Source organism: Pseudomonas sp. BE134, from assembly GCF_031456105.1.
Taxonomy (GTDB): Bacteria; Pseudomonadota; Gammaproteobacteria; order Pseudomonadales; family Pseudomonadaceae; genus Aquipseudomonas.
Map to the genome: position 1 here is coordinate 49,964 of NZ_JAVDUA010000006.1, position 11,508 is coordinate 61,471.

The 11,508-nt window shown below is 59.1% G+C and carries 9 protein-coding genes; 5 read left to right on the forward strand and 4 right to left on the reverse strand.

Going from position 1 to position 11,508, the window contains the following annotated elements; genetic code table 11:
* The first annotated feature begins 88 nt into the window (after positions 1–88).
* Positions 89–871 carry a class I SAM-dependent methyltransferase gene (locus J2Y56_RS07095; protein ID WP_310349468.1) on the forward strand — a complete coding sequence of 261 codons (783 nt, stop codon included), beginning with the start codon at positions 89–91 and terminating at the stop codon, positions 869–871.
* Between the two features lie 146 nt (positions 872–1,017).
* Here the strand turns inward: J2Y56_RS07095 and J2Y56_RS07100 are convergent, their stop codons facing one another.
* Entirely contained in the window at positions 1,018–1,662 is a 645-nt protein-coding gene (locus J2Y56_RS07100) for a TetR/AcrR family transcriptional regulator (RefSeq protein ID WP_310349470.1), read from the reverse strand.
* A 93-nt stretch (positions 1,663–1,755) separates the two neighbouring features.
* On the opposite strand from J2Y56_RS07100, the gene J2Y56_RS07105 reads away from it, so the two are divergent.
* The 3 genes from J2Y56_RS07105 (at position 1,756) to J2Y56_RS07115 (ending at position 7,155) form a co-directional block, all read left to right on the forward strand.
* Complete coding sequence (locus J2Y56_RS07105; RefSeq protein WP_310349472.1) at positions 1,756–2,856, forward strand: efflux RND transporter periplasmic adaptor subunit; 1,101 nt, start codon at positions 1,756–1,758, stop codon at positions 2,854–2,856.
* 6 nt (positions 2,857–2,862) lie between these two features.
* Positions 2,863–5,928, forward strand: a complete 3,066-nt coding sequence (locus J2Y56_RS07110) for an efflux RND transporter permease subunit (RefSeq protein ID WP_310349474.1) — start codon at positions 2,863–2,865, stop codon at positions 5,926–5,928.
* A gap of 96 nt (positions 5,929–6,024) precedes the next feature.
* Positions 6,025–7,155: a Fic family protein gene (locus J2Y56_RS07115; protein WP_310349475.1), complete on the forward strand. Its 1,131-nt coding sequence runs from the start codon at positions 6,025–6,027 to the stop codon at positions 7,153–7,155.
* Positions 7,156–7,219: 64 nt separating this feature from the next.
* On the opposite strand, the gene J2Y56_RS07120 is transcribed toward J2Y56_RS07115, so the two are convergent.
* Together J2Y56_RS07120 and plsB are read right to left on the reverse strand one after the other, a co-directional pair.
* Positions 7,220–7,909, reverse strand: a complete 690-nt coding sequence (locus J2Y56_RS07120) for a DUF4197 domain-containing protein (RefSeq protein ID WP_310349476.1) — start codon at positions 7,907–7,909, stop codon at positions 7,220–7,222.
* Positions 7,910–7,966: 57 nt separating this feature from the next.
* Positions 7,967–10,471 carry a glycerol-3-phosphate 1-O-acyltransferase PlsB gene (plsB, locus tag J2Y56_RS07125; RefSeq protein ID WP_007948330.1) on the reverse strand — a complete coding sequence of 835 codons (2,505 nt, stop codon included), beginning with the start codon at positions 10,469–10,471 and terminating at the stop codon, positions 7,967–7,969.
* A gap of 236 nt (positions 10,472–10,707) precedes the next feature.
* Between plsB and J2Y56_RS07130 the strand changes: the two genes are divergently transcribed.
* Entirely contained in the window at positions 10,708–10,917 is a 210-nt protein-coding gene (locus tag J2Y56_RS07130; protein ID WP_310349478.1) for a cold-shock protein, read from the forward strand.
* A gap of 135 nt (positions 10,918–11,052) precedes the next feature.
* Here the strand turns inward: J2Y56_RS07130 and J2Y56_RS07140 are convergent, their stop codons facing one another.
* On the reverse strand, positions 11,053–11,430 hold the full coding sequence (locus J2Y56_RS07140) for a hypothetical protein (RefSeq protein WP_007947690.1): 378 nt from the start codon (positions 11,428–11,430) through the stop codon (positions 11,053–11,055).
* Between the last annotated feature and the right edge of the window lie 78 nt (positions 11,431–11,508).

Genomic DNA, 11,508 nt, shown 5'->3' on the forward strand with positions numbered 1-11,508 from the left:
TCGGTCGACGCTCAGCTCTGGCAAAATGCCCGTTAGTTTTGTTATCGGCCGTTTTTGCCGATCATTAATTTTTTGAGCGTGTTTTCCGATGATTGATCAACCGGCGGTTTGCCGCATCCATGTCGAGGCCCTGGGCACGACCTTTCAGCCACAAGCCGAGCAATGGGCCGAGCGCCTGGGCTTGCCGTTGCAGGTGGATGACGGCGAGTTTGCCTTGCAGATCGGCGAGCAGGGGTTGCAGCTGCAACAGCTCGGGGCGGATGCGCCGGGGCCGGTGCGGGTGGACTTCGTTGAAGGTGGAGCGGCGCATCGGCGGTTGTTCGGAGGCGGTACGGGTCAGATGATCGCCAAGGCCGTTGGCATCGCGCAGGGCGTGCGTCCGCGTGTTCTGGATGCCACGGCGGGGCTAGGCAAGGATGCGTTCGTGCTGGCGAGCCTGGGCTGCGAGATGAGCCTGATCGAGCGTCAGCCGCTGATTGGTGCCTTGCTCGAGGATGGCCTGGCGCGCGGCGCGGAAGATTTCGACGTGGCGCCTATCGTGGCGCGGATGAAATTACTCAAGGGCAACTCAATCGAGGTGATGCGCAATTGGGAAGGCGAGCCGCCGCAGGTGATCTACCTCGACCCGATGTTTCCCCATCGCGAGAAAACCGCGCTGGTGAAGAAGGAAATGCGCCTGTTCCGGCCGTTGGTGGGGGATGACCCGGATGCGCCAGCATTGCTCGAAGCCGCGTTGGCGTTGGCCAGCCACCGGGTAGTGGTCAAGCGCCCGCGCAAGGCACCGTGTATTGCGGGGCCCAAGCCGAGTCATGCACTGGATGGCAAATCCAGCCGGTATGACATTTACCCCAAGAAAGCACTCAAGCCCTGACTCGACGCTGATCGTGCTGATCGTTCCCACGCTCTGCGTGGGAATGCAGCCCGGGACGCTCCGCGTCCCTTCAAAGCCGAACGCGGAGCGTCCGTTGAGGCATTCCCACGCGGACGGTTCGACGCCTCGACGTGGGAACGATCCTGTCAGGCTGTCTGTGGTCGATAAGCCCGCATAAACAACTCCACCACTTCCCGCACGTGCTCCTCGGCCGCATCCCCGGTCACCGGCTCGCCGCAGCCATACAACAAGCGAAAATTCCCCGCGCCCTTGAGCAGGCAAAAGAAATGCTCGGCCGCATTGCGCGGTTTATCGATGCTCAGCACACCGCTTTGATCAATCTTGGCCAGCAACCGCTCCATGCCATGCAGCATGCGTTGCGGCCCGGCTTCGAAGAAGATCAATGAGAGTTTCGGGTCCTGGCTGCCCAGGGTCATCATCAATCGGTGCAGGTTCACCGATTCGTCACTGTTGATCAGTTGATGAAACCCGCGCGCGATGTTCAGCAGCACCGTTTCTACGGCAATGCCTTCCGGTAATTCGAAAAACAGCGGCGGCAGTTGCTCCTCACATTTGGCCACCACGGCGGCGGAGAACAGCGTCTCCTTGTCGTTGAAGTGGCTGTAGACCGTCAGCTTTGAGACCCCGGCCTCCGCTGCGACGGCATCCATGCTGGTATTGGCATACCCCTTACTCAGAAACAGAGTTTTCGCCGCATCGAGAATCGCCTGGCGCTTGGCCAAATCCTTGGGTCTGCCTGGACCAATGGGTGCTGAAAGATTGTTCGACATATTCGTTTTTATTACTGGACTGGTGAGTTTGCTATTAATAACATACTCGTCAGTATAATTATTCCAAGCACCATTAGCGAAAGGTCCTTCACCATGTTCCGCTATGCCTTGCCCCTCGCGTTGCCAGTTTCCCTGGCTTTTTTTCTGTCTGCGTGTGGTCACGAAGAGGCGCCTCAAGTCACCATTCGCCCGGCCATGGTGGTGCAGCCAGAGCCTTCGGGGCAGGCGATGGAGAGCTATCCCGGTGAAGTGCGGGCGCGTTATGAGCCAGATCTGGCGTTTCGCATTGGCGGCAAAGTCAGCCGACGACTGGTCGAGGAAGGACAACGCGTCAAGGCCGACCAACCTCTGGCCGAACTCGATCCACAAGACGTACGCCTGCAACTGGACGCCGCCCGCGCCCAGGTCGCCGCCGCCGAGGCCAATCTGAGCCTGGTCCGCGCCGAGCGGGATCGCTACAAGACGCTGATGGACCGGCAGATGGTCAGCCGTTCGCAGTACGACAACACCGAAAACCTTTACCGCTCCGGTGAGGCACGCCTCAAGCAAATCAAAGCCGAATTCAATGTCTCGACCAATCAGGCGAGTTATGCGGTGCTGCGCGCGCCTCAGGATGGCGTGGTGGCCAAGCGGGCCGTGGAAGTCGGGCAAGTGGTGGCGGCCGGGCAAACTGTGTTCACCATAGCTACTGATGGTGAACGTGAAGTGTTGATCAGCCTGCCGGAACAAAGCTTTGGCCGCTTCAAGATCGGTCAGCCGGTGTCGGTAGAACTCTGGACCCAACCGGATCAGCGCTTTGCCGGACGCATCCGCGAACTGTCGCCCGCCGCCGATCCAAAATCGCGCACCTTCGCTGCTCGCATCGCGTTCACCGCCGGCAAAGTCCCGGCGGAACTTGGCCAAAGTGCCCGGGTGTTCATCCAGACCGCAGAAGCCATCGCGCTGTCGGTGCCTTTATCGGCCGTCACGGCAGAAAACGGTGCGACCTACGTTTGGGTGCTCGGTGCCAACAACACCTTGAAAAAAGCCCCGGTCCGCGTCGGCGCCTTCGGCGAGAAAACCGTGCCCGTGCTCGAAGGCCTGAACGCCAGCGACTGGGTCGTGGCCGCCGGTGTTCATGTGCTGCATGACGGGCAGCAAGTGCGCCCGGTGGATCGCTCCAACCGCGTGGTCAATCTGGCGGACAAGGAGTAATTCCCGATGGGTTTCAATCTTTCCGAATGGGCGTTGCGTAATCGTCAGATCGTACTGTTCCTGATGCTCCTGCTGGCCGTAGTCGGCGCACTTTCCTACACCAAACTCGGTCAAAGCGAAGACCCGCCGTTTACCTTCAAGGCAATGGTGATTCGTACCAACTGGCCGGGCGCCACGGCTCAGGAAGTGTCGCGTCAGGTCACCGAGCGCATCGAGAAGAAGTTGATGGAAACCGGCGAGTACGAGCGCATCGTCTCGTTCTCGCGTCCGGGTGAGTCTCAGGTGACGTTTATCGCGCGCGATGCCATGCACTCGGTGGACATTCCCGAGCTCTGGTATCAGGTCCGCAAGAAGGTCAACGACATCCGTCACACCTTGCCACCGGGGATTCAGGGGCCGTTTTTCAACGATGAATTCGGCACCACGTTCGGCAACATCTATGCCCTGACCGGCGACGGTTTTGATTACGCGGTGTTGAAGGATTACGCCGACCGCATCCAGATCCAGCTGCAACGGGTCAAGGATGTGGGCAAGGTCGACCTGCTCGGGTTACAGGACGAGAAGATCTGGATCGAGTTGTCCAACGTCAAGCTCGCCACCCTTGGCTTGCCGTTGGCCGCCGTGCAGCAAGCGCTTGAAGAACAGAACGCGGTGTCGACGGCCGGGTTTTTCGAAACCACCAGTGAGCGATTGCAGCTACGGGTTTCGGGGAATTTTCAGACCGTCGATGAGATCGAGAACTTCCCGATCCGCGTCGGTGATCGCACCTTCCGCATTTCCGATGTGGCTGACGTTCGACGTGGCTTCAACGATCCGCCCGCGCCGCGCATGCGCTTCATGGCCGAAAACGCCATCGGTCTGGCCGTGGCGATGAAGGACGGCGGCGACATTCTGGTCCTGGGCAAGGCACTGGAAATCGAGTTCGACCGTATCCAGAACAACCTCCCGGCCGGCATGCAACTGCGCAAGGTTTCGGACCAGCCAGCCGCAGTGAAAACCGGGGTCGGCGAGTTCATACAGGTGCTGGTGGAAGCCTTGGCAATTGTGTTGCTGGTGAGCTTCTTCTCACTCGGCGTACGCACCGGCATGGTGGTGGCGCTGGCGATTCCGCTGGTCTTGGCCATGACCTTTGCCAGCATGTATTACCTGGGGATCGGCCTGCACAAGATTTCCCTTGGTGCGCTGGTATTGGCGCTGGGCTTGCTGGTGGACGACGCGATCATCGCCGTGGAAATGATGGCGATCAAAATGGAGCAGGGTTTCGACCGCGTGAAGGCAGCGAGCTACGCCTGGACCAGCACGGCGTTCCCTATGCTCACCGGTACACTGATCACGGCCGCCGGGTTTCTGCCGATTGCCACCGCGCAATCGAGCACCGGCGAATACACTCGCTCGATCTTCCAGGTGGTGACCATCGCGTTGCTGGCCTCGTGGGTGGCGGCGGTGGTTTTTGTGCCGTATCTGGGGGAGAAACTCCTGCCGGATCTGGCGAAGATTCATGCCGCCAAACATGGCACGGGTCAGCCCGACCCATATGGCACACCGTTCTATCAACGTGTCAGGCGTCTGGTGGAGTGGTGCGTGCGGCGACGCAAAACGGTGATTGTGCTGACGATCCTGATGTTTATTGCCTCGGTGGCGCTGTTCCGTTTCGTGCCGCAGCAATTCTTCCCTGCGTCGGGCCGGCTGGAGTTGATGATCGATTTGAAACTGGCCGAAGGCGCCTCCCTGAGCAACACCGCCGATGAAGTCAAACGCCTGGAAGCCTTGCTGAAGGATCGCGCCGGTATCGACAATTACGTGGCCTATGTCGGCACCGGCTCACCGCGCTTTTACCTGCCGCTCGATCAGCAATTGCCGGCAGCGAGCTTCGCGCAGGTGGTGGTTCTGGCCAAGAGCATCGAAGATCGAGAAACCCTGCGCACCTGGCTGATCGAAACCCTCAACGAACAATTCCCGGCCTTGCGTGGGCGGGTCACACGCCTGGAAAACGGGCCGCCGGTGGGCTATCCGGTGCAGTTCCGGGTGACCGGAGAGCACATCGACGAAGTCCGCGCACTGGCCCGTAAAGTGGCGGCCAAGGTGCGCGAGAATCCGCACGTGGTCAACGTGCACCTGGATTGGGAAGAGCCCAGCAAAGTGGTGTACCTGAACGTCGATCAGGACCGCGCCCGAGCACTTGGCGTGAGCACGGCGAACCTGTCGAAGTTCCTGCAAAGCTCACTGACCGGTTCCAGCGTCAGCCAGTACCGTGAAGACAACGAGTTGATCGAAATCCTGCTGCGCGGCACCTTGCACGAACGCACCGAACTGTCGTTGCTGCCAAGCCTCGCCGTGCCGACCGACAACGGCCGCAGCGTTGCGCTGTCGCAGATTGCGACGCTGGAATACGGCTTTGAAGAAGGCATCATCTGGCACCGTAATCGCCTGCCGAACGTGACCATCCGCGCCGACATTTATGGCAAGGAACAACCGGCAACGCTGGTGAAACAGATCATGCCGACGCTCGATCCGGTTCGCGCCGAATTGCCGGACGGTTACTTGCTGGACGTCGGCGGCACGGTCGAAGATTCCGCCCGCGGGCAGAACTCGGTGAAGGCCGGCGTGCCGCTGTTCATCGTGGTGGTGCTTACTCTATTGATGCTACAACTGCGCAGTTTCTCTCGCACAGTGATGGTGTTCCTGACCGCGCCGCTGGGGCTGATTGGCGTCACGTTGTTCCTGATCGTGTTCCGTCAGCCATTCGGTTTTGTCGCCATGCTCGGGACCATCGCGCTGTCCGGGATGATCATGCGCAACTCGGTAATCCTGGTGGACCAGATCGAGCAGGACATCGCCGCCGGCCTCAAGCCCTGGCAGGCGATTATCGAGGCAACCGTGCGCCGCTTCCGGCCAATCGTATTGACCGCGCTCGCGGCCGTACTGGCCATGATTCCGTTGTCACGCAGCGTGTTCTTCGGGCCGATGGCGGTGGCGATCATGGGCGGGCTGATTGTGGCGACGGCGCTGACATTGCTGTTCTTGCCGGCGCTGTATGCGGCGTGGTTCAGGGTCGAGAAAGAGCCGGTCTGACTTCCTACATGTATTTCAGATCCCTCTGATATTGAGTCAGGGGAATCTGAATGCTGTACTCAAGCCTCAGTTTCACGAGTTTTTGAGACAGCAGTCATGAAGAAGTCACCAGCTTTAACGGGGAGGGCCGATCCGGTCTTCGACCTGTTGATGAAATCACCCCACAAGGAACGCCTCCCGGACTACCTGGCTCTGCTGAAGCCTCTGGATGATCAGGGGCGTTACCTTCCATTTGATGAATTGCGTTATCGCTGGGCGCCGGGGCTGGATTCCAGGTTGTGCTGGGCCTTGGTCAAAAAGGCCCGGACAGCTCAGTACTCCTGCCTGCTCCCCTTGGGTGATCCGGTCCAGTGGGGCAACTTCATGCTGACGCCGCTGGCGCAGAAAGCCATTTCGGCGGTCGATCGGCAAGCCACCACCGCCGCGCTGGAATACATGACCAGCCAGATCGGTGAGCGCGCACATTTCAGCTATCTGCTCAATGACCTGATCGAAGACGAGGCCATCAGCAGCAGCCAGCTCGAAGGCGCCGCAACCACCACACGAGTGGCCAAGGACATGCTCAAGCGTCATCGCCTGCCGCGTACACCCGATGAGCGAATGGTCATTGGTAACTACCAAATGATGAACTTTGCCTGGGAAAGGCGTTATGAACCGCTTAGCGTGGAGCTCATTACCGCGATGCACCGCGTGGGTGTCGAGGGCATTGATGATGTGCAGTATTCGCCCGGGGAATTGCGTGGCAACGATGATGTGGTGGTGCAGGACGGCGAGGGCAACACCGTGCATACACCACCGCCCGCAGCAGGACTGGTGTCACGATTGCAGCTGCTATCGAAGTGGATCAATCAGTCCCACAACGATATCAACCGTGGGGACTACCTCCATCCACTGGTCAAAGGGATCGCCCTGCATTTTGCCTTGGGTTACGAGCATCCTTTTCGCGATGGCAATGGTCGTGTCGCTCGGGCGCTGTTTTACTGGTTCATGTTCAAAAATGACTATTCGGCGTTTCGCTATATTGCGATCAGTGTTTTGCTGCGCAACGCGCCGGTGAAATACGGGCGCTCGTATTTGAATACCGAGGCCGATGAACTGGACCTGACTTACTTCATCGATTTCCAGTGTTCGGTGATTCTGCGGGCTGTCAGTGGCTTTACCGAGGTCTATCGGAACAGACTGGCCCAGGCCGCACCCGTTGCCTTATCCATCATGGAAGCCGTTTAAATGAAAAAGCCCGCTGAACCTGTAAAGGTCAGCGGGCTTTCTGTCGTGTGGTGGTCGCTAAAAGCTACAACGTCCCAAACACTTTCTTCGCCAGACTGGTCGCTGCCGCCGCAGGGTTCTGGCGGATGGTCTCTTCCTGTTTGCCTATCATCTCGAACAATCCGTTCAGGGCCTGCTCGGTGACGTAGTTTTCGACGTTGGCGTTCTTGGCATCCAGCACACCCATGGTCGCCGCCTGACCCGCGAAGGTGTTGTATTGTTTGGCCAGGCCTACCTGGTCGGTGGCTTGTTTCACAATCGGCAGGAACTTCGCGCGGATCTGCTCGCGGCTGGTTTTGTTCAAGTATTGAGTGGCCGAGTCGTTGCCGCCGCTCAAGATGCCTTTGGCATCGTCCACGCTCATCTTCTTCACTGCGTCCACGAGGATTGGCTGGGCTTGGGTCACGGCGATTTCAGCCGCTTTGTTCATGCTGGTTTCCAGTTCGTCGACCTGATCGCCCATGCCGAACTGCTTCATTTTGCTGGCGACCTTGCCGAGTTTGCCTGGCAAACCGATTTTCACGTCCGGGTTGTTGCTGAAACCACCCGGTGTGCCAAGTTGTTTGACCGCCAGTTGTGTGCCTTGGGTCAGGGCATCCTTGAGGCCGCCAGTGGCATCTGTTTGCGACAGGTCGTTGAGCGTCAGTGCCAGCGCACTGGCGGAGATCATCAAGCCTGCGCAGAGGCCGGAAAAGCGAAGGGTAGGGCGGAGCATGGCAGCTTCCTTGTTCGGAAAGAGGAGATTAGGTGACAGTGTCGACGTCGATAAGGGTCAGTCGGCCTGTGGCGCAGGCACGAGTTGATCCGCCGCATCTTCACTGCGATGCAATGCCACCTGACGGATCGACAAGCGAATCTCTGCCGGCAACACCCGTTTGGCCGCACCTTCGGCCAGTTCGCCGAGCAATTCGCGATAGCTCAACTTGCCGGCTTCATCGCGCTTGAGTACGTCGAGGTCCAACATGGTCTGGATGAAGTGACGGAACAGGCTCTTGTCGAAGAACTCCGGGGCGTTCAGGCCATGCAGGATCGACAGGCGCTGGGCCATGACCGTGCACAGGTCTTCGAGTTCTTCGGCGCTGATGCTGTTCTGGCCGCTGTTGAGCAGCAAAGAGACGGTCATGTAGAAGCGCTGCAAGGTCTGGGCGATGCTCTTCGACAACAAGGTCAGCAACACGAAATGCCGCGAACTTGGCGCCGGGCGCAGGTAGACATTGTTTTCGAACCGCAGCAGGCCTTGTTCGACAAACGCTTCCAGCCATTGGTCAATCACGGCGTCCAGCTCATCCATGGACCAGCGAATGAACAGTTCCGATTGCAGGTACGGATACAGCGCGCGGGTGTAGCGCAGGATCTGTTCGCGGCTCATGCGCGAGGCGCTCTGGAAGAAACTCGCCAGCAGCGCCGGCAACGCAAAGATGTGCAGCACGTTGTTGCGGTAGTAGGTCATCAAGACGGCGTTTTGCTCGTCCAGATACAAGATCTTGCCCAGGGCATCGCTCTGCTCGGACAGCAAATCCATGTCCTTCACGTGCTCGATCAGCGCGCGACCGTCACCCTCCGGCAACGTGGTGTGCGGCGAGTAAGGCACCTTGCGCAACAGCGCCAGATACAAATCGAGCACCCGTGCCATGGCGCGATCATCCAGCGCCAGACGGCTGGTGGAGAGCAACGCCAAGGCCACCAGGTTGACCGGGTTGATCGCTGCCGCTTCGTTCAGATGTTGCGCGACTTTCTCGCCGAGACGGTTAGTCGTTTCGTTGAGCCAGGCCGGTTTGAATTGCGGGCCGAGGGCCTGTTGGCGCCAGTCCGGCTGCTCGCTGTCAAGGAATTCCGCCAGTTTGATCGGTTCGCCGAAGTTTACCGCCACCTGGCCGAAGCGCTGTTTGAGCGCGCCGATGACTTTGAAAATATCGAAGATCGATTCTTTCTTTTTGGTCGCGCCACGCAGTTCGCCGAGGTAAGTCCGGCCTTCGAGCACGCGTTCGTAACCGATATAAACCGGCACGAACACGATGGGCATGCGCGACGAACGCAGGAAGCTGCGCAGGGTAATCGCCAGCATCCCGGTTTTCGGTTGCAGCATGCGACCGGTGCGCGAACGGCCGCCTTCGACGAAGTACTCGACCGGGAAGCCTTTGGTGAAGAGGGTGTGCAGGTACTCGTTGAACACCGAGGTGTACAGCGGGTTGCCCTTGAAGGTACGGCGCATGAAGAACGCACCGCCGCGACGCAGCAGGCCGCCGATCCCTGGCATGTTGAGGTTGATCCCGGCGGCGATGTGCGGCGGGGTCAGGCCATTGCGAAATAGCAAATAGGACAGCAGCAGGTAGTCGATGTGGCTGCGGTGGCAGGGTACGTAGATCACTTCGTAACCCGGGGCGACCTTTTGCACGCCTTCGATGTTGTTGACCTTGATGCCGTCGTAGATCTTGTTCCAGAACCAGCTCAGCACCACTTCCATGAAGCGGATCGCGGTGTAGGTGTAGTCCGAGGCGATCTCGTTGCCGTAGCGCAGGGCCTGGGCCTTGGCTTTTTCCGGGGAAATATTCTCGCGCTCGGCTTCGTCGAGGATCGCTTGCTTGACCAGTGGTTGATTGAGCAAGCCTTTGACCAGATTACGGCGGTGGGAAATGTCCGGACCGATGACGGCGGCTTTGAGGTTGCGAAAGTGCACCCGCAGGATCCGCTGGGCCATGCGCACGGTGCGCTCGTGTCCCTTGTTTTGATCGATCAGCTCACGCAGATGGATCGGCGCGGAGAACTGCACGCGGGTCTTGCGCCCCAGCACAATGATGCTCAGCAAGCGGCGTAGACGTCCGGTGACGGCCCAGCTGTCAGCGAAGAGCAGTTTCCACGGGCTCGATTCGCTGTCCGGTGACTGACCCCAGAACACGCTGACCGGAATGATCTGCGCATCTTCGGCGGCGTTCTGGCTCAGGGCACTGACCAGACGGGTCAGGGCTGGCGGCGCGCCGCGTTTGTCCTGGCGACCGAGCCAGTCGGGGTCTGGAGTCAGATAAAAGAATGCGGCAGGTTCCACCAACGTACCCACCGATACCGGCAACACCGGGCGGGGCAGGCCAGCCTTGCGGCATTCGGTATCGACCACGGCGAGGTCGGTCAGCGAGGGGTTTTGCAGGACGTAGAACACCGGGCGACTGCGGTCGAGGTCAAGGGTGAACGACGACTGGTTGATCGTCTCCGAGCGAACCCAGAGATACAACAGTCGGCGCAAGGTGCCAAACACAAGACGGCGGAACGGGGAGCGGGTCATACGGCTTCTGCGTGAGTGAAATAAAACCGAGCAGTTGCTCGGGGGGCTCACAGTGTGCCGGATTCATGGAAAATCGGCAAAAAAGCACTTAAGTAAACTCCGTTTGAGAGTTTTAGCGCCTGACATATACTCGGCGAGCCGACACTGGCTAAATAGTGGCATTTATCAGTGCAAGCAATGTTCCCGAGGCTTTCCTGCGAAAAGCCCGATCAATAATAAAAAAGGAGTATGAACAGATGGCAACACGTGAAACCGGCAACGTGAAGTGGTTCAACGACGCCAAGGGCTACGGCTTTATTCAACGCGAGGATGGCATGGACGTGTTCGTGCACTACCGCGCGATTCGCGGCGAAGGGCACCGTTCGCTGGCTGAAGGTCAGCCGGTTGAATATGCCGTGGTGACGGGCGAGAAAGGGCTGCAGGCTGAAGACGTTGTAGGCTTTTAAACCCGATCTTCAGATCACCCAAAACCAATGTGGGAGCGAGCCTGCTCGCGAATGCGGTTTATCAGTCAACATCTAAGTTGAATGACACACCGCATTCGCGAGCAGGCTCGCTCCCACATTTGACTCGCGTCTGTCTTACGCGGTTTTCCAGGTGATTTCTTCTTCACCGTCCGCGCTGATGCGCATCCAGCGATCCGCTGTTTCTTCACCTTCTTCCTCGACCCACGTACCCGGCGCGCAACGCACTTCGACGTTCAATGCGGCAAAGGCTGCGCGGGCGCAGGCGATGTCGTCTTCCCATGGGGTCTGGTCGCTGTCCAGGAACAGGCTGTTCCATTTGCCCACGGCCTTGGGCAGCCAGGTAACCGGTACATTGCCGGCCTTGCACTTGTAGGTTTGCCCTTTCTGAACCCAGTCGGTGCACGGGCCCAAAGCAGTGCCGAGCCAGGCCGCAATGGCCTTGTAGTCGACGTCGGCGTCTTTCAGGTAAATCTCGATATCGGGTTGGCGCATGGATGTCCTCACTGCGGGTCTGAAAAATCCATTCGCGGATTTAGCCGGCCTCAAGCTGTTTGCTCAAGACCAAAATTT